Origin of the sequence: Staphylococcus sp. FSL W8-1207 (genome assembly GCF_038003745.1) — a bacterium.
Taxonomy (GTDB): domain Bacteria; phylum Bacillota; class Bacilli; order Staphylococcales; family Staphylococcaceae; genus Staphylococcus; species Staphylococcus equorum.
This window is the reverse complement of sequence record NZ_JBBOPU010000003.1, coordinates 308,154-332,417: the sequence shown is the minus strand read 5'-3', so window position 1 is coordinate 332,417 and position 24,264 is coordinate 308,154. Positions and strand designations below refer to the sequence as shown.

Annotated in this window: 20 protein-coding genes and 1 pseudogene; 6 read left to right on the top strand and 15 right to left on the bottom strand. The window is 33.0% G+C overall.

The genetic code is table 11. The annotated features are described in order from the left end of the window. Positions 1 to 2 precede the first annotated feature (2 nt). Genes NSR03_RS13425 through NSR03_RS13415 form a run of 3 tightly spaced genes read left to right on the top strand, consistent with a single transcriptional unit; the run spans position 3 to position 5,848 of the window. Positions 3 to 1,517, top strand: a complete 1,515-nt coding sequence (locus NSR03_RS13425) for a class I SAM-dependent DNA methyltransferase (protein ID WP_340719244.1) — start codon at positions 3 to 5, stop codon at positions 1,515 to 1,517. Then, positions 1,507 to 2,742 carry a restriction endonuclease subunit S gene (locus tag NSR03_RS13420; RefSeq protein ID WP_340719243.1) on the top strand — a complete coding sequence of 412 codons (1,236 nt, stop codon included), beginning with the start codon at positions 1,507 to 1,509 and terminating at the stop codon, positions 2,740 to 2,742. Before NSR03_RS13425 ends, NSR03_RS13420 begins: the two co-directional genes overlap by 11 nt. Further along, positions 2,726 to 5,848 (top strand): type I restriction endonuclease subunit R, encoded by a 3,123-nt coding sequence (locus NSR03_RS13415; protein ID WP_340719242.1) that lies wholly within the window; start codon positions 2,726 to 2,728, stop codon positions 5,846 to 5,848. Before NSR03_RS13420 ends, NSR03_RS13415 begins: the two co-directional genes overlap by 17 nt. Before the next feature lie 49 nt (positions 5,849 to 5,897). Here the strand turns inward: NSR03_RS13415 and NSR03_RS13410 are convergent, their stop codons facing one another. From NSR03_RS13410 to lqo, 15 genes and pseudogenes are all read right to left on the bottom strand, one after another. Further along, on the bottom strand, positions 5,898 to 6,119 hold the full coding sequence (locus NSR03_RS13410; protein ID WP_285336363.1) for a hypothetical protein: 222 nt from the start codon (positions 6,117 to 6,119) through the stop codon (positions 5,898 to 5,900). Positions 6,120 to 6,318: 199 nt separating this feature from the next. Next, positions 6,319 to 6,405: pseudogene (locus tag NSR03_RS13405) on the bottom strand (JAB domain-containing protein); the annotation flags it as partial. Positions 6,406 to 6,424: 19 nt separating this feature from the next. After that, a complete protein-coding gene (locus NSR03_RS13400) occupies positions 6,425 to 6,934 on the bottom strand; it encodes a DUF1643 domain-containing protein (protein WP_285336364.1) in 510 nt (169 codons plus the stop codon). Between the two features lie 13 nt (positions 6,935 to 6,947). Further along, positions 6,948 to 7,259, bottom strand: coding sequence for a DUF960 family protein (locus NSR03_RS13395; protein ID WP_107360070.1), 312 nt, complete (start codon positions 7,257 to 7,259; stop codon positions 6,948 to 6,950). A gap of 95 nt (positions 7,260 to 7,354) precedes the next feature. Continuing rightward, positions 7,355 to 7,693: an SAUGI family uracil-DNA glycosylase inhibitor gene (locus tag NSR03_RS13390; RefSeq protein ID WP_285336366.1), complete on the bottom strand. Its 339-nt coding sequence runs from the start codon at positions 7,691 to 7,693 to the stop codon at positions 7,355 to 7,357. Between the two features lie 474 nt (positions 7,694 to 8,167). Continuing rightward, positions 8,168 to 9,796: a cassette chromosome recombinase CcrB gene (gene ccrB, locus NSR03_RS13385; RefSeq protein WP_285336367.1), complete on the bottom strand. Its 1,629-nt coding sequence runs from the start codon at positions 9,794 to 9,796 to the stop codon at positions 8,168 to 8,170. Positions 9,797 to 9,816: 20 nt separating this feature from the next. Further along, the gene (gene ccrA, locus NSR03_RS13380) at positions 9,817 to 11,166 is read right to left on the bottom strand and encodes a cassette chromosome recombinase CcrA (RefSeq protein WP_069821207.1); all 1,350 of its coding nucleotides are present in this window, start codon (positions 11,164 to 11,166) and stop codon (positions 9,817 to 9,819) included. Positions 11,167 to 11,336: 170 nt separating this feature from the next. Then, positions 11,337 to 11,600: a hypothetical protein gene (locus NSR03_RS13375; RefSeq protein ID WP_047505043.1), complete on the bottom strand. Its 264-nt coding sequence runs from the start codon at positions 11,598 to 11,600 to the stop codon at positions 11,337 to 11,339. 65 nt (positions 11,601 to 11,665) lie between these two features. Then, positions 11,666 to 13,456 carry a cassette chromosome replicative helicase gene (gene cch1, locus NSR03_RS13370; protein WP_069821206.1) on the bottom strand — a complete coding sequence of 597 codons (1,791 nt, stop codon included), beginning with the start codon at positions 13,454 to 13,456 and terminating at the stop codon, positions 11,666 to 11,668. Continuing rightward, a complete protein-coding gene (ssb, locus tag NSR03_RS13365; RefSeq protein WP_002511823.1) occupies positions 13,456 to 13,749 on the bottom strand; it encodes a cassette chromosome ssDNA-binding protein in 294 nt (97 codons plus the stop codon). The genes cch1 and ssb overlap by 1 nt, the downstream gene beginning before the upstream one ends. A 179-nt stretch (positions 13,750 to 13,928) precedes the next feature. Then, on the bottom strand, positions 13,929 to 14,924 hold the full coding sequence (locus NSR03_RS13360) for a hypothetical protein (RefSeq protein WP_002511822.1): 996 nt from the start codon (positions 14,922 to 14,924) through the stop codon (positions 13,929 to 13,931). Between the two features lie 546 nt (positions 14,925 to 15,470). Beyond that, a complete protein-coding gene (locus NSR03_RS13355) occupies positions 15,471 to 15,770 on the bottom strand; it encodes a TetR-like C-terminal domain-containing protein (protein ID WP_225486676.1) in 300 nt (99 codons plus the stop codon). 343 nt (positions 15,771 to 16,113) lie between these two features. Beyond that, entirely contained in the window at positions 16,114 to 17,232 is a 1,119-nt protein-coding gene (locus NSR03_RS13350) for an ATP-grasp domain-containing protein (protein WP_225486677.1), read from the bottom strand. Between the two features lie 278 nt (positions 17,233 to 17,510). Then, entirely contained in the window at positions 17,511 to 17,612 is a 102-nt protein-coding gene (locus NSR03_RS13345) for an SE2200 family small protein (protein ID WP_019468545.1), read from the bottom strand. 39 nt (positions 17,613 to 17,651) lie between these two features. After that, entirely contained in the window at positions 17,652 to 19,148 is a 1,497-nt protein-coding gene (gene lqo, locus NSR03_RS13340; protein ID WP_002511820.1) for an L-lactate dehydrogenase (quinone), read from the bottom strand. A gap of 764 nt (positions 19,149 to 19,912) precedes the next feature. Between lqo and alsS the strand changes: the two genes are divergently transcribed. From alsS to NSR03_RS13325, 3 genes are read left to right on the top strand one after another with little or no spacing between them, the layout of a single operon-like run. Then, positions 19,913 to 21,577 carry an acetolactate synthase AlsS gene (alsS, locus tag NSR03_RS13335; protein ID WP_002511819.1) on the top strand — a complete coding sequence of 555 codons (1,665 nt, stop codon included), beginning with the start codon at positions 19,913 to 19,915 and terminating at the stop codon, positions 21,575 to 21,577. Positions 21,578 to 21,635: 58 nt separating this feature from the next. Beyond that, positions 21,636 to 22,340 carry an acetolactate decarboxylase gene (gene budA / locus NSR03_RS13330; RefSeq protein WP_002511818.1) on the top strand — a complete coding sequence of 235 codons (705 nt, stop codon included), beginning with the start codon at positions 21,636 to 21,638 and terminating at the stop codon, positions 22,338 to 22,340. Positions 22,341 to 22,357: 17 nt separating this feature from the next. Beyond that, entirely contained in the window at positions 22,358 to 23,962 is a 1,605-nt protein-coding gene (locus NSR03_RS13325; protein WP_019468547.1) for an L-lactate permease, read from the top strand. The last annotated feature ends 302 nt before the right edge of the window (positions 23,963 to 24,264 follow it).

Genomic DNA, 24,264 nt, shown 5'->3' with positions numbered 1-24,264 from the left:
ATATGACGACAATCGGATTTGAAGAAAAGTTATGGCAAGCTGCAGATAAGTTACGCGGGAGTATGGATGCGGCAGAGTATAAAAATGTAGCGTTAGGTATTATATTCTTGAAATATGTATCTGATTCGTTTGAGGAAAAATATGAAGAATTATTGAATGATGAATATGCTGATGAAGAAGATAAAGATGAATACTTAGCAGAGAATATATTCTGGATTCCTAAAGAATCAAGATGGCAATACATAAATGATAATTCTAAGAAGCCAGAAATTGGTCAAATTATCGATAAAGCTATGATAGCAATTGAAAGAGAAAATGAGTCTTTAAAAGGGGTCTTGCCTAAAGATTACGCAAGACCTGCATTAGATAAAGAAAAATTAGGCGATATTATTGACCTATTTACATTCAAAGTCGGAGACTCTGAAAGTAAGAAACAAGATGTTTTAGGTCGTGTTTATGAATACTTTATCGCAAAATTTGCGAGCGCTGAGGGTAAAAATGCTGGGGAATTCTATACACCCGCTTCAATAGTTAAATTACTTGTTGAAATGGTTGAACCTTATCAAGGTAGAATTTATGACCCTTGTTGTGGGTCAGGCGGAATGTTTGTACAAAGTGAACATTTTATAGAACGTCATCAAGGTCGTATAGATGATATTGCTGTTTATGGTCAAGAATCTAATCCAACTACATGGAAATTAGCAAAAATGAATTTGGCTATTCGAGGTATAGATAATGATTTAGGTGATCATCATGCAGACACATTTCATAATGATTTACATAAAGATTTGAAAGCTGATTTTATATTGGCTAATCCACCATTCAATGCAAGTGATTGGGGACAAGAAAAATTATTAGATGATTACCGCTGGAAATTTGGTATTCCTCCAAAAGGCAATGCCAACTATGCATGGATTGAACATATGATTTCTAAACTTGCACCAAGTGGTACTGCAGGATTTGTATTAGCGAATGGTTCGATGTCTACAAGTGGTAAAGATGAATTAGAAATACGTAAAACCTTAATTGAACAAGATTTAGTTGAGTGTATTGTCACATTACCAGGGCAACTATTCTATTCAACTCAAATTCCAGTATGTTTATGGTTCGTGACAAAAAATAAAGCTAAAAACGGTAAGAATGAACGTAGAGGAGAAGTACTATTTATAGATGCTAGAAATATAGGAAGCATGGTATCAAGAACATTAAAAGAATTCTCAGATGATGAAATAAAAGATATAGCAAATATCTATCATTCATGGCGTGGAACAAACGATAATCAATATGAAGATAAAGCAGGATTCTGTAGAGTGGTAAAGACAGAAGAAATAAAAGATAACGAATATATCTTAACACCAGGACGTTATGTAGGATTAGCAGAAGTAGAAGAAGATTCAGAGCCATTCGAACAGAAAATGGAAAGAATCACAGCAGATTTGAGCGAACAATTTGCGAAATCAAAAGAACTCGAAGACCAAATCCGTAAATCAATGGAGGGATTAGGTTATGGAGTATAAAGTAGAGAATCTCATAGATAGTGTTTCAAAAAAACATACTTTTCCAGGTGATAAAATAATATTCTTGAATACTTCAGATATTGAAAAAGGATATGTACTTCATAATAATTATTCAATGATTGATTCATTACCTGGTCAAGCAAAAAAATCAATTCAAAAAGGAGACATCTTATATAGTGAAATAAGACCTAAAAACGAGAGATTTGCGTATATTAATTTTGCTAGTGATGACTATGTAGTATCAACAAAATTAATGGTTTTAAGAAATAAAAAGCCTGAGATACTAAATACTAAATATTTTTACTTATATATAACTAGTAAAAATACAATAGATTATTTACAAAATTTAGCAGAATCAAGATCTGGAACGTTTCCACAAATAACATTTAGTGAAGTTAAAAACATGGTTATAGATATACCTACCCTTGCAGTTCAAAATAAAATTGTAAATTCAATAGAATCTATCGACAAAAAAATAGAGTTAAATAAAATAATAATTGCAAACCTTGAAGAATTTTCACAAACCATATTCAAGCGTTGGTTTGTTGATTTTGAATTTCCTGATGAAAATGGCAATCCATACAAATCAAGCGGTGGAGAAATGGTTGATAGTGAGTTAGGTGAAATACCTAGCGGTTGGAAAATAATAGAATTAAAAGAAGTTACTGAAATAATTATGGGACAATCTCCAAAAAGTGACACTTACAATACACAAAATGAAGGTTTACCTCTTTTGAATGGAGCCACAGATTTTAAAAATAGAAATATAAAACCTACAAAGTACACAACTGACCCTAAGAAAATAGGTCAGTTTGGAGATTTTGTATTCGGTGTAAGAGCTACAGTTGGTTTAGTTACTGAATTAGATAGAGATTATGCTATAGGACGTGGAGCAGGTATTGCAAGGATAAATTCTACACATAAAGAATGGCTATATGAAATTTTAGTAAAAGCATTTCAATACTTTGAAAACAGTATCAGTGGTAGTGTTTATATCAATGTATCAAGTAACGATTTAAAAAAATCTAAAGTTATATATCCTTCTAAAAAAATTCTTGATGCATATCATAAGAATTTAGTTAATAATTTTGAATTAGTGAAATCTATGAAAATGCAAATTAAACATTTAACGCAATTAAGAGACACGTTACTACCAAAATTAATGGCGGGTGAAATTGAGATACCTGACGATATCGAGGTGAATGAAGATGAGTTTTCAATTTAGTGAGGATGATTTAGAACAAGTTGCACTTGAATGGTTTGATGAACTTGGTTATACGGTTAAGAATGGTCGTGAAATTAGTGAAACAGGTATTATGCCTGAACGAGAGAGTGATAAGGATGTTGTGCTTGATGGTCGCTTGGAAGCGGCTTTGAGACGTATTAATCCTGAATTACATAATAATGCGATTCAACAGGCTATTCATGAAATTTCTATAGAAAAATCGCCTAATTTATTAGAGAATAATCGTACTTTTCACGAGATGATAACGAATGGTATTGAAGTTGAACATTATAATGATGATGGTGAAACGATTAATGATTTAGTCTATGTGTTTGATTTTAATAATCCAGGAAATAATGATTTCTTGGCTATTAATCAATTAACTATTGTGAATGGTGATTATAATAAAAGACCTGATATTATTTTATTTATTAATGGTCTTCCAGTTGTAGTTATTGAACTTAAAAGTTCAACTAATGAATCTGTGGGTGTTGTTGATGGTTACCGTCAATTAGAAACTTATAAAATGAGAATACCACAATTATTTAATCACAATGCTGTATTGGTGACCAGCGACGGTATTAATACAAAAGCGGGCTCTATGACTGCGGATTATGATCGTTTTATGACGTGGCGTACAAAAGATGGTAAGACCGAGGCTTCATCTACAATGGCGAGTTTAGATGTCTTGATACATGGTATGTTAAATAAGGAAGTTTTATTAGATTTAATACGTCATTTTATATTATTCCAAGATGATAGCAAAGGACATATTGTTAAAATTTTAGCTGCTTATCATCAATATTATGCGGTTAATAAAGCCGTTGATCGCGCAATAGAAGCCACTTCTGACCAGGGAGATGGTAAAGGCGGCGTGATTTGGCATACACAGGGCTCAGGTAAAAGTTTGACGATGGTTTTCTTTTCGGGAAAATTAATTCAAAAGTTAAATAACCCTACTTTAGTTGTTGTAACAGACCGTAATGACCTAGACAATCAATTATATAGTACATTTGTAAAATCTAAGGGTCGTTCTGGTAAAGGATTATTAAGACAGACACCTAAACAAGCAGATTCTCGTAAAGAGTTGAAAGAACTATTGTCAGTTGAATCTGGAGGTATTGTATTTACAACAATGCAGAAATTCGAACCAGAAGAAGGCAAAGTTACTATGGATGCCTTAACAGAACGTAGAAATGTTATTGTAATGGCCGATGAAGCACACCGTACACAATATGGTTTTAGCGCATCTTACGACGAAAAAGGTGAAGGTATTAAATATGGTTATGCCAAATATTTAAGAGATGCTTTACCTAACGCTTCATTTATTGGATTCACTGGAACGCCTGTATCTTCGACAGACAAAAATACACAGATGGTTTTTGGAAATTACATTGATGTGTATGATATGACGCAAGCTGTTGAAGACGGTAGTACGGTTAAAATATATTATGAAAGCCGAATAATCCCATTAAATTTACCTACAGATTTAGATATTGATGCAGCTTATGATGATATTACTTCCGGACAAGAAGACGATGTCAAAACACGATTAAAGTCTAAATGGTCTCGAATAGAAGCATTATCAGGCTCAGAACAACGTGTTCATTCTCTAGCAACTGATATTATCAATCACTTTGAAACAAGACAAAAGGCGATGAAAGGTAAAGGCATGATTGTCACAATGAGTCGCCGTATAGCGGTTGATTTATATGATGAAATTGTAAGACTAAAACCCGAATGGCATTCAGATGATGATAACCAAGGTGTTATCAAAGTTGTAATGACAGGTTCATCAAGCGATCCTAAAAACTTCCAGAGACATATTGGTCCTAAAAAAAGAAGGAACCTGCTAGAGAGTCGTATGAAAGATGTTGAAGATGAATTACAACTCGTTATTGTGAGAGATATGTGGTTAACAGGTTTTGATGTACCTTCTATGCATACCATGTATATTGATAAACCAATGCATGGGCATAATCTAATGCAAGCAATTGCACGTGTGAATAGAGTGTTTAAAGACAAACCTGGTGGCTTAATTGTGGACTATGTAGGTATCGCTGAAAGTCTTAAAGAAGCTTTAAAAGAGTATACAGATTCTGATAAAGATCAAACGGGTGTGGATACAGATAAAGCTTTAGAAATTATGTTAATGAAATACGATGTCATTCAAGATATGTTATATAATCATGATTATTCTGACTTCGAATCAGATAAAAAATCTGATCGATATAATGTCATCTCAAATACGATGGATTATGTAATTGGCTTAGGCGAAGAAGAAAGACAACGATTTGTGAATACAGTCACTGAACTTGGTAAAGCATTCGCTTTATGTGCAACAGAAGAAGCAGCTCAAGAATTAAATAGTGAAATTGCGTTCTTAAAAGCCGTTAAAGCAGGCATCGTTAAACTTTTAGCTCCTTCAACTGATGGTGGTGGTCCTTATAAATCTCCCGCTGAAGTTGAAGCTGAAATTAATCAGTTGATATCAAAATCCGTTGTAACTGAAGAAGTTGTAGATATATATCAAACACTCGGTTTAGAAAACCCAGATATTTCTATTTTATCTGATGATTTCTTAAAAGATGTAGAAGGACTACAACAGAAAAATGTAGCTGTTGAATTATTGAATAAATTACTTAAAGGCCAAGTTAAGTCATTAATGAAAACGAACGCAACCGTATCTAAACAATTTTCTGAGATGCTAGGTAAATCTATTCAAAAATACAACAATCGGTCTATAGAAGCTTCTAAAGTTATTGAAGAATTAATACAAATGGCAAAAGAAATTAATCAAAAGCAGCAACGAGGTAAAAATTTAGGCTTGAGTACAGAAGAAATTGCTTTTTATGATGCATTAGCTTCACATGAAACAGCTAAAGAAGCTTTGGGCGATAAAGAGTTAAGAGCCATTGCACATGAGTTAACTAAAACAGTTAAGGATAACATGAGTGTTGATTGGTCTAAACGAGACAGTGCTAAAGCTAAAATGAGAGTTCAAGTTAGACGCCTATTAAAGAAATATGGCTATCCACCAGATCTTCAAAAAATGGCTGTGGAACAAGTTGTCGAGCAAGCAGAATTAATGGCAAGTCAGCAATAAAAAAATAAATCATAATGCGGTTAGAGAAACATTTCTCTAACCGCATTTATTAGTATCCTCGTTCAATTAATTTTTGTTTTTCCTTCTCAAGTTCAGGAATATCTTCTTCATCTGGTAATGCATCTATATAATTTAGTCCTAGATGATTTAATGCTGTTTCTAAATCAACATCCTCGCTTTCCATGTACCTCCAAACTTTCAAACTAGTATATTCATCATAAACCTCATTGTAATGGTAATTACCAACAATCATTTTATCACCCTTCGCCATATAATTAAGATTATTCTAAACTAAAGGTCAATATTGGTCAACGTTTTATTCTTAATTAATTTTCCATCATCATACACTATAAGTTAGTGACTGAACCTTTCTTGTATATAATTTTCCAGCTAATTATAATTAAAGTAAAATAAATGTATCATCTATGCATTATTAAAAAAACTCTATTTGAATACTTTACAATTTGGTGGGGACTCGTAATTCGTCTTTTAAGATAACTCAAAGTATCTATTTTAATCATTTGCAGTGAAACGATGTTGATTTGTTTTGTTTCCATATTGACCTCCATGTATTTGCTATGATTTCAAAATCCATTTTTGACGTGCCTTAGGGTTGAGTGGATGCATAATTTCATTCGTTTCTGGGTTGATGAGTTGTTTCACTTTCTTTTTATGTGGTTTCAACATCTCTAAAACTTCTTTGACCCTAATTTCAACAACTGGCTTCTTAGCATAGGCACCCCATGCTAATATCACTTCATCTGATTCTTTCACTGCTTTCATAATTTGAATATTTGTATGATTATCATAAGCATTTTCTTCTAAATGTTTGAGATTGATAGGTGTTGTAATATTAGAGTATAGATTCACAAAATAGATGGACCCAAATGCATCCATTTCTGAAACTTTGTTCATAATGAGTTGGGTTGTTAGGTCAATATTGATAATGCCATCATAGTGCGGATACATCGTGATGATTGTAAGTGTTTGTTTTTCACTGTCCCATGTCTTTGTTAGTAAGTAGCGGTGAGTTCTCTTTTCGTCAAATATTGCAGTAGTGACAAGTGTATTTGTGATATTTTCCATTGATTTTATCTCCTTAATATTCATTTGGTAATAACATAATGTAATAAGAAAGGTCTACATCATCTTCACGGATAATGTAGACCTTATTGATATTGATAGGTTGATTGATATTTGCCTTTTGAGTTTTCACATACGCTGGTCGTTCTTGTTTGTGTTTGATATATAATTGGTTATTGTGCATGTTGAACTGGAAGATATGAAAGTAATCTATTGCTTCTAGTTCCTTGGACTGTCCGTTTTCACGTTCAGAGACGAGTTGCCATAATTGTTTTTGTAAGGAGATAGGTAAGCTATTGGCAATCCCCCGTGTTATATATTTATTCATAAGCGTTTTCCTTTCGTTCTGATTCTTTCATCCATGTAATGATTTCGCTTAGGATAGTTATGACTAATTGTGTTAGTTTGATATATTTATGCATTTTATTGTCCTCCTGTTAGTAAGTATCGTTCATCCAAAAGGGGCATGATGGTGTTGTGTAGGTATAAGAAATCCATATCGTGATTTTCGTCGATATAGCCTATGGCTATGAGCTGTTTCTGATAGTAGAGAATGAAAGGATAGAGATTTCTTTCGTGAAGTGTGTCAGAGTAGTAGGTATAGGTTTGAAGTATTTTATTACTAAGTGGACCAAGCCTTACATATTGGTCAGGTAGGATATTATCAGCGACTTCCTCGATGGATTCACATTCCCATTTTTCTTCCTTTGGCAGATTGAATAAGTTGGTTATATAATGCTTGAGTTGTTGTTCTAGTGTCATGGTTATGACCTCCTAATGTATTTGATTGATGTATGTACGTGATACATCTTATTGATAATATAAGTTTGAAATAACGTTTGTTTCGCTTAGAAATCCCACTGAAATACAGAAAAGATCCCAATCGAAAGTCGTGATAATTGTTGATATGACAAGGAAATCCCGTTATCCCGCTCATTTGTTGGGAAATATAGCTATATACTTATATATAATTTGGAGTTATAGGCGTCATTACTACTTACTTTTTTCTTTTTATATTATTTATTTATAAATAATAATGGGATTTCGGGATTACGCTCGCGTAATCCTTCTTCTCCATGAAGTTATCCAATCCCATTGCTATCCCACTCATATTTTATTTTGGGATGTTCTTTCGTCATATCAATATAAGCTTCACATTGAGCCATGATTTGTTAGCGTGTTGAATATATTTGTTAGATGAGTGTTATTGAATGACGAAAGGACAGTACATTTGTATTAGATTTGAAGAAATAGTGTTTGAGGCAAAAATAAAGACGAAGTGCTGAGGAGCACTTCGTCGAGTGGAGTGTTATTGAAAAGTTGTTTAATAATTTCATTATTGAGTTTGAGTGTAATGTAGAACTGTTTTTTATGATTACCGTCTTTACGAATATCGATACGATCAATGACCGTAAGGTATAATGCCTTGAGTTGCGATTTATCCATGGATTCTATGTTTTGAAATATATGACGTAAGATAATGGATATTTGCTTCGTATCGTAAGATGGTTTTTCTTGGTTTTGTTGCTGCTTGAGTTGATTCATTTGATTTGTAATGTCATTCAGTTGTGTTTCATATTGATGAATGGTTGGTTTGAGTGCAGATGTTAAGTCTGGATTGTCTTCGATCGTTTGAATTAGATTTTTAAGTTTAGTGTTAATTTCATCAAATTGTTGTTGCTTATAAGCGATGTCATGATTAAGTGCAGATACATCGACTTGATTCTCTTGATTAACACGTTCAACGACTTGTTCGATAACTTTATCACTTTTGACAATTTCCAGTATCTGATCCATAACATATTTTTCTATGACATCTGCCCTTACACTATTTGCAGAACACACTTTCGATCCTTTGTTGCGAAAATTACTACAGGAATAATAGCGTATTCGCTTTTTTGTACCATCTTTAAGTGTATTGGTTGTCGTGCTCGCAGACATAGAAGCAGAACATTTTGGACACGAAATTAACCCAGTTAAAATATTTGTCCCTTTACCATGGACTTGTGGTTTTTTGCTGACTTGCTTCTTACGAGCTTGTACTTTATCCCACAGCTCTTGACTAATGATAGGGGAGTGCTTTCCATTAGCAATTACCGGATGATCATTCAATCCCTTACGACGTTTTTCATTCCAATCTTTGTATTTGGCAAATTGAATTTTACCAACATAGAATGGATTAGATAAGATATAGGTCACTGAACCAATACTGAATGGTTTACCTTTTTTAGTGACATAACCTTTATAGTTGAGAGCATTGGCAATTCTACGATATCCATGGCCTTTAGCATATGATTCAAAGATGTATTTAACGATATTGGCTTCATGTTGATTAATCATGAGTTCATGCTTATTATCTGGTATTTTCTCATAGCCTAATGGCAAATTACCTTGATAATAGCCTTCTTGAGCGCGTCGGGTTTGGCCCATGAATACGTTCTCGACAATATTATTTCTTTCGAATTCCGAAAAGGAAGCTAGAATTTGTAGCATCAGTTTACCACTACTCGTATTGACTTCCATACGCTCAGATAAGCTGAAGAATTCGACATTTTGACGATGAAGGTCTTCAACAATTTTGAGTAAGTCAGAAGTGTTACGTGCTAGCCGGTTTGTTTTGTAGACCATAACAGAATCGATCTGGCCTTCGTTCGCATCTTTTAACAAACGTTGTAGTGCTGGTCGGTTCATAGATTTTCCAGAGATACCTCTATCCGCGTATACATCTACAACAGCAAAGTTATTGAAATCACAATATTCTCGAATTTGATTGATTTGTCCATCGATACTATATCCTTCAGTACTTTGCATTTCTGTTGATACACGGACATAGATACCGACACGTTTTTGTTTAAGTTGTTGCATATTTTTTCATCCTTTCTTATTTAGGCAATTGATGATTGCCTGGTTTGATTAACAATGTTTAGTGGCTCATTTTTGAAATAGATACCAACAAGGGCTTTGTTTTTAGTAATATGAATGACATCGATAAAGGGATATAACATGTTTAACGTGAAACGTTTTTGTATCACATTATGAAATGCGCTTTGGATACGCTTAGAATTGATAGATGTTAGCGTATTTTGTTGGTGTAAGGTTTGTATTTCTGTTTTGAATGTTTCTGCATCTATCGTTCCTTTGGCTAACTTATTGATGAGTTGTGCTTGGGTATACGTGCGCTTAGTTTCCAGTGTGTTTTGTTTTTGGATGTGTTGTTGAATGGCATCATTTATTTTGGAATAGACCTGTTGGTCTTGAAAGAAGTGTTGACATGTTTTTAAAACACTTGTTTCTATATCTTTAGCGTTAATCCCTTTAAAGTCACAGACAAAACGAGATTCATTCATATTTCGAGGACAGACATAATAACGTAATGTATTATGTTGCTTTCTTCTAATTGTCATATTTGTAAGTATGGCGCCACAGCATGGACATTTGATTTTTTGTTTCAGTTGATTAGCTGAAGGTGTTCGTTTGACATGTTTTTCAGACCGTAAAATCTGCGCTTGTTCATAGCTACTGATAGAAATAATAGGTGGAAACATGTTGTCATATTGTCCATATTGATTGATAACGCGACTACAGTAATTAGGGTTCATAATAATGTTACGTACTTGATATGGTTTTCGGTTGATTAACTTATTATCTTTTTCCAAATATTGTGCAATCTTTTTGTAACCATACCCTTGAAGATAGTATTTGAATACTGCAGTCACCGTTTGTGCTTCTACTGGGTTGATTACAAATGTGCCTTTATAATAATGATATCCAAAAGGTGCATGTGTGGTAATCAGTTTACCTTGACGTGCTTTTTCTTTTATCCCGTTGCTTACTTGTTCACCAATATTATTTGACTCAAGTTCAGCTAATGAAATGAAGATATTGAGTTTTAGACGATCAAATGATTTGTTTAAGTCAAAATAGCCATCGTTAACACTCAAGATATCTACATTGTACTGCTGGCATAATTTAATTAATTTTAGCGCATTTTTCAAATTACGATGAAGTCGATTCAGACGATAACAACATAATACGTCACATTGTCCCTGTTGAATCAGTTCAGTAATTTGTTGGTAACCATTCCGCTTATCAGTGCGTCCTGATTGCTTATCGCTATAAAAGGTAATGTGTTGAATATTATGCTTTTCGGCTAATGCCTTGATGGTTTGTTTCTGGGTTGAGAGTGATTGTTGTTTGAGTGTACTTTGACGTAGATAACCTATTGCTTGTTTCATCCTGTTTCCTCCTTCCAAATTGATAATATATATTTATGAACGAATTTATAGTTAAGCCCAACACCAGTGAGGTGTTGGGCGTTATTATTAGTCATCAGAGTGATTGATTTCTTCAATCACTAAATCAGCGAGTAATGTGATTAATTCGTCCAATGAAAAGACCTCCGATTCTATAAAATATTTAAGGATTTGATAATATGATAAACAGTCATTCTGTCGTCTCTTGTACTTTTCACAAAGAAATTAGTGAGAGCTACCTCATTCATAAATTCAGGGTGCAATTTATAAAGTATCAAGAGTTTACGTTGTGTCTCAGTTAACGTATAGGATTCTATATCATAGTCATGATCAATATAATTTACGACTAATTGTTGATTCTCTAATTCGACCAAAGAGCATAATGTGTATTGTGTTAATTTGAATTTAGTATTCATTTTAATTTCCTCCAAGTATTTGATTAAGTAAGCTACAACAGCCTTTAGGGTGTTGTAGCGATATTTTATAATCCTAAATCGTCATTTGCTTCGGATTGTTTAGCTTTCGTTACAAAATCTTCTAGCAAATTTTTATTTGTATTATCAACGAATGGTGGTGGTATGCTAGGTTCTGTTTTAGAACTCAAACCAAACATTGAAGCATAAGTCATATCTAGCTTAAGATGGTAAAAGACAATAGTCTTCTTTTTGCCATTAGAATCTGGGACACTACGTTTTGTAGTTTTACGGTTGCGGTCAGATTGGATATAATCTTTATCGCGTAAAGCATCTATAACTGTGTTTACATCTTGAAAATGATTTTCGTCCAACATATTTTTGAATACATTGGTAAGCATTTTAACTTGAATATGGTCTTTTTTAAGTTCAATAAGTCCATAATTTTCTATCATTGTTGAGAGTTTGCTATCTTCAGAGAATTTGCCACGATTTTGAGCTACAAACTGAACAATGATTTCGATAGCTTTCTCTGCTAGTGAGCGTTCTGAAACTGACTCCAAATGATAACTAACCAAGTATTCTCTTACTGCATCCATATCGATAGGTATAGCAATAACACGTTCGAATATACGAGCAGATGTCGTAATCACTGCATAGCGTTTGAACATACGAATACCAGTATTACTCGTTTCATTTTTTAGTTGGTTTTTGAACCAATCATGTTCCGCTTGAAACCATTTAATTACTTCGTCTTCACGTTTTAAAAGATATTCAGCTACTAATGGCATGATATGTCCATAATTGACCGATGTAGCCCTTTTAATTGCATCTGCATTGTCAGCGCTTGTTGTAAAGGCTTCAGATATTTCAATCGTACGGACGTTCAAACCATCATTACGTGCACTATTATTTAAAATACTGTGTTCTGCCGTACTTATCACTGTGGTGCCCCAATTTTTGAGTGCTTTGACATTACCATCTATATTAGAGCGTTGTCGGCCTTGTCCTTCTGCCAGACTGTACAACAATCCAGTAGTGTCTTTGAAGGTTGCAGCTGACAATTCATCTAATACGATAGGCACACCAAAGTTACTACTTAAATATCCTTCAAGCGCGTTTCTAGTACCATTCCATGATCTAAACAGAGTATTGCTACCTTTAGTAGGATTGCCGGCTATTGAAACAGCTAAAGCGGCTGCAGTCGATTTACCTGTGCTTGAATTTCCCATAAATGAGAAGATGGTTCCCGCAAACTCGACCTCATGTCTTGTTTTTAGGAAAGCCGTAACTAATGAAGAAGCAGCAAATACTACTGCAAGTTCTAGGAGTAAGTTCCCTTTAACTTGTTTTAAGTACATCTCCCACCAGCCTTTGAAAGTACCTTTTGGTTGTAAATCATAGTGTGTTTCACAAATGATTTCATTAGCTTGAGACTGCTCTATTTCTTTTGAAAAGTATGGTTTATCCAATGAAATGACCATACCTTCATCATCAGACTGTAATACACCTACGCCGGTATATAATTTAGATAATGGAAGTGACTGGCGCATCGATTGTAACGCATAGCTTAATGATTTAATGTACCGTTCGTTGATGTTGAAGCCGTACTTAATCAATCCAGGTAGCTTGAAAGATGTTAAGATATCTGATGCTTCAATACGTTCAATATTTTTTCCGTCTGTAATAACCAATTTCTCAACCCCTGTAGACGGGTCGAGAAATTTATTTTCAATAATTATGGGACTAGACAATTGGATGATTTTTTCTATATCATTGTTACTTTTAGGTGGAATCACTTCATAAAATCCATTTGAATTTAAAAAATATGGATTTTGCTCGAATATGTTGTTAGTCATTAGTTGTTACCACCTTTCCAGTTACGTTTGTGACGCATTGGATTAGGTCCTGTCTTACGGTAAACTAAGTTCCCATTACTATTCTTACCAATAATGACAAATGGAACATTTGGTGTGTGCTTTACAAAGTATGAGAACCAACGACCTACCTCTTGTTGAACTTCAGTTGAACAGGTAAATCCAGATTTTAAGTTTAAATCACTAAATGTAAATGTAATATCTTCAGATAGACTGAAAGCAGCACCTAAAATTCTTCTTTTAAATTCGTTAAAATCTTCACCTTTGTACTTCATAATAATTTACCTCCGACTATTTTAATTTATGTATCGGCCGAATACATGTATAAATATATAATGAAAAACGACAGGTGTAAGTTCGGAAAATAGGGGAGTAATTTCCATACAATAATAATTGAAAATTATATTGACAAAAAAAGAGTACCGACATTAGTCGATACTTCATTGGTATATAACTATTTAGTTGTAATATAAAAAAATTCTGAATAATTATCACTTTTATTTAAATGATAATTTAATGCTTTTTTTAATTCAGAAATGAGTTTATTTCTATGTTCCTTAGTAAATTTCGGTTGGCCGACTAATTCACTATTAGTTAACAGTTTGAGTATTAAATCTTTAGGTGCAGAAGATTGTGTTTCTTTATTAGTAATATATTTAGCTAAATTAATATCTATTGGAACACGCGTTTCATGTTTTAAATACTTGTTATAATCATACGATTGATATTCAGCTAATTTTGAGTTTATCTCGTCATTCAACTCTGCTAGTTCGCTTAAGTAGTATTCTAGAACATTTAATTTTTGATTATTATTAAGGTCAGGTACGGTTATAATATCTACGATTTTAGATTTAATACCTACTTCGACATTTGAATTCACTAAAAAATATAAGTAATAATTTGTCAGAGCTGTCTCATAATCAGTGGAATCTGTTATTTCATTTTTAATAAAATAAAAAAGGTTTTCATTGATTTTATTCATATGATTTAAGTCTTTTTCATTAGCACCATACTTTAAAAAATGAAGGTAATCAGAGTTGTTTGATAAAATATCATGTATTACATATTTACTTTTAGGTTTAAATGCAAAGGATTTTCCATTTTTAAAGTTATCTGGATTGATACCAAGGTAATGACAAAACTTTTTGAAGTTTGCTGAAAAGTTCGTTTTGGTTGGTATAAATAAATCATCATCTTCCCATTTATCTGGTTTGTTTTCAAGTGCCTCACTAATATCTGTAGAGCTTTTAACATTATTGTAATAAATGAATTCTACCTCTAATTTAATAATCTCGTTAAGATTCATTGAATATTCATTTTTATTACGAGTTTTACTAGCATTGTTTATTTCTTCATATGATTTGTTTGAATCATTAAGTACTTTCTTTACATCTTTTGGATCTATCTTCCCAATTATTGATTGCAACTCATGTCCCCAATCGCTGTTCATCAAATCACTCATTTCTTCATTTTGTTTTAATTATACTCTAAAGACATATAAATATTTATAGGGAACAGAAGTTCTTAAATTGTTATAATTAAAATAATTAATTTTTAAAATCAGTTTAATGTAGAAAAAGTTTGAACATAAAAGGGAACGATTTTAACGACTGAGATAGAAATAGTAAAGATCAATTTCTTTATTTGTGAGGCTATAATTAGTGAAAGGGGATCTAATTATGATAACTGAGGACATTCTCAAACAAATTTCTAATGTTTTTAATGGGGATGATGAAGATAGTGTTTATAATTATAAAACAGGCGCAGTTTAAACTAGAGTTGAAATTATTTTGGATTTAAATCGATTTTATGTATAAATTCTATAACTTTTAATTTTTGTTGAGTGACATAGGGATAGACATTGAAAAATGACTAGTTAATGATTTAGATATTCTTTTTTATTGTACATAAAGAGACTGAGACATTTATTTATGTCCCAGACTCCCAATTTATAACACGATTTAATATAAACTTTATGCTCCAATCAATTTTAGCATTATAAGTGCTTTGAATGGGGTTCCAATAAAACGGACAGCTCTGTTGTTAAAGTATCAATATCACATGGTTTTGATGCTTCAATCCACCATACAATAATGCCTACTACAGCTGATGATAAAAATTGGATTGTAATTTCATTATTTTCTTGATTCATGTTGTCGCGCATTTTCTTTGATAATGTTTGTTTAACTATATTAAGATCCGACCTTTTAAACAAAGTCTTTAAAATAGTGTACTGATCATCAATGACATATAATATTTCACGTAATGCCTTTTCATTATCCTCTGATTTTGCCATGTAAAGATTGCATTGATTTACTGCTGCACTCAAAATAAAATCAATAGCATGCTCATAAAATAATGTATTAATTTTACAGATGACTTGGGTGGAGATGATTCGTTTATAGAGGTAAGATGCATCATCTTATTTCTACTTCTAATTGCTAAGCAAAGAATTAGGTAGGCTAAACAGATAAAACGGTATAATGCAGTGATTATTAAATAATTAGTCATGATGCGCATCACTACAATCAAAAATTTTAGATGCCAGTTCATTGGCTTTATGAATATGTTTGAAAGTTTTTGTAGTCGATAATTCAGGCCAGCTAAACTACACAAGTCCTTCACGACTGCTCCAATTTTCAGGATCGGTTACATTGTCTCCAATACCCTTTAATAAATTTACTTTTTTTTATTTCAGAATCATTGGCTATATCAGGATAGTTAATATTTTGTATCTTACCTTTTTTAGCTTTCATAAAAGCGATAGCAGACGTACGTTTTGGTGTGAATATATCTGCTGATTTAACTTTATTATTAATGTACATAGAAATATGGAGTTGATAAGGGTTCATATCATAAGCATTTTCAACTAAGTCCATTATAGCGTCACCACCAGGTCTAGCAGCAGCTTCTATGACATAGAGTTGGTCGCCTTTGATTTTTATTTCCACATGAGCAACGCCTCGCGTAATACCTAAAGTCTGACACGTGCGGATTGCAAGGTTTTTAATATCTTCATTTTTATATCTGTGACTTGGGACTAAATGACCCATTTCAGTAAACCATGGTCTGGGAGATAAATATTTTTCGGTAACTGTAATGACCTCATAAAAATGATGACCACACAACACTTCAACTGAAACTTCGTCATCACTATCAATAAATGTTTCAATCAGAAATTTATTTTTAGATACATGAAAGGTATCAGCATAAGTCTCCATAATTTGTTTCGATTTTCTATAGGCATCCATGCATTCTTTTTCGTTATTTGCTAAGTAAACCCCATCACTGCCTCCAAAATCCATTGGTTTTATAATTACTGGGAAAGTAAATTCTTTGATACATTCTTTCAATTCTGTTGCATCATTAAATTGTATCGACTTTGCTGTAGGAATGTTTGCTTTTTCAAATAAGGATTTCATGATGTGCTTGTTTCTGCAAGCTTTAATAACCTTTGGTTCAAGGTAAGGCAAACCGTAGTCTCGATTTAATTGATTAGCTACTTCTAATGTCCAATCATTTAAGGGGACGATGCTTTTTGGTTCGTACCCCTGAATTTGATAATATGCTATCTCTTTCTTTATCTCTTCATAGCTTAAAGGATTGGCATCAATGCAAAAATCAAAATACGCATTGTACTTATATTTTGCATTTTGAATTGCTGTCCATATTTGAAAATCACCGATTGCTTTGCCACCAGCGTAAGCATGTTCTCTTAAAAACTGATCTGCACCTAATAACAATAGATATTCTGTCATATGAGCTTCCTAATTTTTATGAAATGATTAATATATAAAAATAATACTATATAAAATTATATTTGGAATATAGTTGGAATGAATTTTGGGAAATATGAATTTTATTAATTTGAGTATTTTGAATTGGTTTGAGAGAAGTGTAATGAAATTCGAAGCATGATTAAGAAGATTGGAAATATAAAAAAAGACTAATTCGCTCAAGCGAATTAGTCTTTTTACAATTAAGAGTGGGGGTCGTTCTAAACTCTCAATTGAAGCCCTACAATTGTTAGTTGTTTTTAATATTCGATATTCGGTGCTTTATTCACGTGTTTTTGATAACGTTTTAAAGCGCAAAAACCGATAGCGCCGATTACTGAAACTACTAATAGTTTTTTCATTTTTTTCACAATCCTTTAAAATTATTATGCATTAAACTACTATTTACTATAATAGTTTAGGTTTAAGCTTTTAGAAGTTTGTTGACGTGTACGTCTCATTAAATCAGGATCTTCAATTAATGATTGACCATAAGATGGAATCATTTTTTTGATTTTTGGTGTCCATTCTGATTTATATTCAGGGAAGTTTTTCTCTAATACTTCTAATGCAACTGATACTGAAGTAGAAGCCCCTGGAGATTCACCTAATAATGCAATTACAGTATGATCTTCAGAATTAACCACTTCTGTACCGAATTGGATAAAGCCTTTACCGTTTTCAGGTGTATCTTTGATTACTTGAACACGTTTACCAGCATTGTATAATTGCCAGTCTTCGTCACGTGCTTCTGGGTAGAATGTACGAATATGGTTCATAGTACCTTCTTTAGTCATCAAGATTTGATCAATTGAATATTTAATTAATGGTAAGTTTTTAACTGCTGATGCTAATAAAGTTGTGATGTTATATGGTTTAACAGATTTAAATAAATCTAAATTAGAACCTTGTTTAAGGAATTTAGGTCCAATACTAGCGAATGGTCCAAATAGTAATGTACGTTCACCATCAATATAACGTGTATCTAAGTGAGGTACAGTCATTGGTGGTGTACCTTGAGGTTCTTTACCGTATACTTTAGCATCATGTGCTTGTATAACATCTGGATTTGTACAGATTAAGAATTGACCAGTGATTGGGAATCCACCTAAGTGTTTACTTTCAGGAATACCTGTTTTTTGTAATAGTGGAATTGCGCCACCACCTGCACCAATAAATACATAATCAGCTAGTTGTGTTTCTACACTACCACTGTTACGTTGACGTACTTTAACTTCCCATTTACCGTCTTTACGTTGGTTAAAGTCCATTACTTCGTGGTTGTATTGAACATCTACATTAGGTTGTTTTTCTAAGTTTTTGGCCATTTTACGAGTAAGTTCACCAAAGTTTACGTCAGAACCTTCATCAATTTTACTAGCTGCCATAATGTCACCTGCACTATGACCTTGCATCATTAATGGAATCCATTTTCTCATTTGTTCAATATCTTCTGTATATTCAATATTGTCGAACATTGGGAATTCTTTCATAGCTTCATAACGATCTTTTAAAAATTGAACGTTATTTTTACCTCTTACAAAGCTAATGTGTGGTAGCGGACGAATAAATTCTTCAGGGTTACTGATTGTTTTGTTTTGAACTAAATGACTCCAAAATTGTTTTGATAATTCAAATTGTTCATTAATCTCTTTCGCTTGCTCAATGTTAATTGAACCATCTGGTTGTCTAACTGTATAATTCAATTCACATAAAGCAGCGTGTCCTGTACCAGCGTTATGACGCTCGTGAGAACTTTCATCACCTGGACGATCTAAACGCTCGTATAATTTAATATCCCATTCTGGTGCTAATTCTTTAATCATTGTACCGAATGTAGTACTTAATACCCCAGCGCCAATTATTACAACGCTTTTTGACTCTTTGTTAGTAGCCATTATCTAATCACCTTTCCTTATCTCAACTTGCAACTATAGTATAATACTAAATCACCTATCATTAAAATACATATTTTTTATAGGTGCCATTCTAATATGGAATCTTTTTTATTTCTACTATTAAAACATAGAGAGAAATAAATTTTTTAAATATCTTTTTTGTTATTCGATTGATGTATAACTTCATTTTAACAGAAAATTTACAAACATTCCATAATATAGCATTGCTAATTAAATATAGAAAAATTATAGTTCTATGTAATTTTACCCCGATCAATCTTCAACAAACACGACTATCAAAATATTTGTACATTTATTTATTCACGCACGTGCGTATGTACACGTGCGTACATATTAAAGTAGGAAAGTTTAATTTTCTAATATCAACATTGAGCAACTGGAAAGATAACAGCTATTTTAAAAACTTCCTATATAATAGTTATCCATATACACGCAAATTATCCAACTTTCACATGTTCTAACCATTACTTTTTTCTATGGGTTAGATAGATAATATGTATTTGATATATATGTTGCAGCGTTTTATAATAAGTATGTAATCAATTTACAGCGCAAATCATTCGTTATGACATGCCATGGTATAGGACTAAATGTGAACGGCGCTAATTTAGAGTATTAAATATGAATTTTTCATAATAATGTAATGAGATTAAATTTTTAATACATTGTTAAGTGAATAATTTAAATTGCTTGCAATGATTAATGATTTTTTGCATTAAATGTTGAAAGGAAATGAATGTAAAATGGCTGACAAAAATTATACAGCAGCAAATATGGTAATAAATACTTTGAAAAATAATGGTGTGGAATATGTATTCGGTATCCCAGGTGCTAAAATCGATTATTTATTCAATGCACTTGAAGATGATGGCCCAGAACTTATTGTAACGCGTCATGAGCAAAACGCGGCAATGATGGCACAAGGTATTGGACGCTTAACAGGTAAACCAGGTGTTACCTTAGTAACAAGTGGCCCAGGGGTAAGTAATTTAACGACTGGACTTTTAACAGCGACATCAGAAGGAGACCCTGTATTAGCATTAGGTGGCCAAGTTAAACGTAACGATTTATTACGTCTAACACACCAAAGTATTGATAATGCAGCATTATTAAAATCTTCAACAAAATATAGTGAAGAAGTTCAAGATCCAGAGTCATTATCAGAAGTTATGACAAATGCGATGAGAACTGCAACTTCAGGTAAAAATGGCGCAAGTTTCATAAGCATACCGCAAGATGTTATTTCTGCACCGGTTGAATCACAAGCGATTGCACTTTGCCAAAAACCTAGCTTAGGTGTGCCAAGTGAACAAAATGTTAATGAAGTAATTGAAGCGATTAAAAACGCGAAATTCCCTGTATTATTAGCAGGTATGAGAAGTTCAAGTTCAGACGAAACGAATGCAATCCGTAAATTAGTTGAAAAAACAAATTTACCAGTTGTAGAAACATTCCAAGGTGCGGGTGTGATTAGTCGTGAACTAGAATCCCATTTCTTTGGTCGTGTTGGTTTATTCCGTAACCAAGTCGGTGACGAATTATTAAGAAAAAGTGACCTCGTTGTTACGATTGGTTATGATCCAATTGAATATGAAGCGAGCAATTGGAATAAAGAATTAGATACTAAAATTATTAATATAGATGAAATTCAAGCGGAAATTACAAATCATATGCAACCAGCAAAAGAATTGGTTGGTAATATTGCTGGCACAATCGAACTTATTTCTGACAAAGTCGATGAACCTTTTATCAGTCAAAAACATTTAGACGAATTAGAAACTTTAAGAGCGCATATACTTGAATCAACTGGTATCAAACCAACACATGAAGATGGCGTGTTACACCCAGTTGAAGTCATTAAGTCAATGCAAAAAGTATTATCAGATGATACAACAGTAACTGTAGACGTAGGTAGTCACTATATTTGGATGGCACGTAAATTTAGAAGTTACAATCCAAGACACTTGCTATTCAGTAATGGTATGCAAACGTTAGGTGTTGCGTTACCATGGGCTATTTCAGCTGCTTTAGTACGTCCTAATACACAAGTTGTATCCGTTGCTGGTGATGGTGGTTTCTTATTCTCAGCACAAGACTTAGAAACTGCTGTACGTAAAAATCTTAATATCATTCAATTAATTTGGAATGACGGTAAATATAACATGGTTGAATTCCAAGAAGAAATGAAATATGAACGTAGTTCAGGTGTAGACTTTGGTTCAGTAGACTTCGTTAAATATGCTGAATCATTTGGTGCTAAAGGCTTACGTGTAACAAATCAAGAAGAATTAGAAGCGGCAATTAAAGAGGGATACGAAACTGAAGGACCAGTATTAATTGATATCCCAGTGAATTACAAAGATAATGTCAAACTTTCAACAAATATGTTACCTGACGCTTTTAACTAATATCGAATCAAACGGCGAAAATGATTAATTATTTATCAAAATAGGAGTGAATAAAGTTATGACTAACGTACTATATCAACACGGCACACTAGGTACATTGATGGCAGGCCTTTTACAAGGTACTGCTTCAATCAATGATTTATTAAAACATGGAGACATTGGTATTGCGACTTTAACAGGTTCAGATGGTGAAGTGATTATCGTTGATGGTAAAGCTTATCATGCCAATGAACATAAAGAATTTGTAGAATTGAAAGGTGACGAATTATCACCATATGCAACCGTATCAAGATTTACACCTGATAAAACGTATAGCACGAGCAATAAATCTTCAGCAGAAGTTTATGATGAAGTTAAAGAAAAAATGTTAAGTGAAAATTTATTCTCTGCTGTTAAAATTTCAGGAACATTTAAAAAAATGCATGTACGTATGATGCCAGGACAAGAACCACCATATACAAGATTGATTAACTCAGCGAATAGACAACCTGAACAAATTGAAGAAAATATCAAAGGTTCTATTGTAGGCTTCTTTACACCAGAATTATTCCATGGTATTGGTTCAGCAGGTTTCCATGTTCATTTCGCTAATGATGACCGTAATTTTGGCGGACACGTATTGGATTTTGAAGTTTCAGATGTTACGGTAGAAATTCAAAACTTTGAAACATTTGAACAACATTTTGCAGTCGATGATGAAGCATTTACAAATACGGATATTGACTACAAAGATATTGCAAAAGAAATAAGACAAGCAGAATAAAGGAGTAGCGAGCAAATATGTTAGTTGAAAGTTTTAACCCTTTTAATAATTTGCTACTTTCAAGTATTGTAGCCGCAATACCAATTATATTATTTTTATTATGTTTGACTGTATTTAAAATGAAAGGTGTTTATGCAGCAATTACAACGTTAATCGTTACAATTATTGTTGCTATGGCTTTCTTTAAATTACCAGGAAGTATTGCAGGCGGCGCTACTTTAGAGGGCTTTTATCAAGGGATTATCCCAATAGGCTTTATTGTAATCATGGCAGTTTGGTTATATAAAATTGCTACAAAAAGCGGCCAATTTGCTATTGTTCAAGATAGTATCGCGAGTGTCTCACGAGACCAACGTGTTCAATTATTATTGATTGGCTTTGTATTTAATGGATTTTTAGAAGGTGCTGCAGGCTTTGGCGTACCTATTGCCATTTGTGCGGTACTATTAACACAATTAGGTTTTAAACCTTTGCAAGCTGCGATGTATTGTTTAGTAGGTAATGCAGCAGCAGGTGCTTATGGTGCGGTAGGTATACCGATTGCTATTGTGGATACTTTGAATTTGCCAGGTGGTGTAACAACATCTCAAGTAGCGTTAATTGGTAATTTAACGTTAGGTTTTATTAGTTTCGTTGTGCCATTTTTATTAATGTATATTATGGATGGTTTTAAAGGTGTGAAAGAAACTTTCCCAGCCACTTTAGTTGTGGCAGTTACTTTCACAGTTTTACAAGTGCTTATTGCAGCTTTTGCTGGACCAGAGTTGGCTGATATTATCCCTGGCCTTGTAGCAATGATTGCATTAGCATTGTTCTCAAGAAAATGGCAACCTAAAAATATTTTCAGAATTAATAAAGATGAAAAAGCAGATGCCGTGCCTAAACATTCTATTGGACACATCACTTATGCATGGAGCCCGTTTATCATTTTAACGATTGTTGTGATGATCTGGAGCTTACCAGCATTTAAAGGTTTATTTGAAAAAGGTGGCGCCCTAAGTGCACTTGTTGTGAACTTTAATGTGCCGGGTACGATGAATGCTGTGACTAATAAACCGAATGAACTGACATTCAATTTCTTTGCTCAAACAGGTACAGCGATTTTAATTACAGCGATCATTACAATTATTATTGCGAAAAATATGAGCTTTAAAACGGCTGGTCATTTACTGGGTCTCACAGTTAAAGAATTATGGATTTCAGTGTTAACCATTTGTTTCATTTTAGCAGTATCTAAAATTACAACATATGGTGGATTAAGTAATGCTATGGGACAAGGTATATCTAAAACAGGCACTGCCTTCCCATTATTGTCACCACTACTTGGTTGGATTGGTGTATTTATGACGGGATCCGTCGTAAACAATAATTCATTGTTTGCGCCAATTCAAGCCTCTGTTGCTGAACAAATTGGTACAAAAGGTTCATTACTTGTTGCAGCTAATGTCGCTGGTGGTGTAACTGCTAAGATTGTATCACCACAATCTATAGCTATCGCTACAGCAGCAGTTAATAAAGTAGGTAAAGAATCAGAACTGATGAAAATGGCAATGCGTTTCAGTATCGGATTGTTAATTCTCGTTTGTATTTGGACATTTATTTGTAGTTTATTTATTTCATAAAATGAATTTGAAAAGACCGAAATTAAAGCATATCATGCTCGCTACTTAGCTATATGAGCATGTATGATAAGTTAAAAAGTTAGTGGAAATACCGCATAGATTATTTCCTGGAAAATATTTATTATAAAACCAATTAAAAAACACTAAAGTCGATGGCGTTTTGTCATACGACTTTAGTGTTTTTTGTGTTCCTCAAAGTTTTGCTGTATATAAAGTATTATTTATGCTAAAGGTACCCCAATCAATTCTATACACATTTTCAATTTTATTTGGACAAAAATGCTAACTGCGATACACCAACT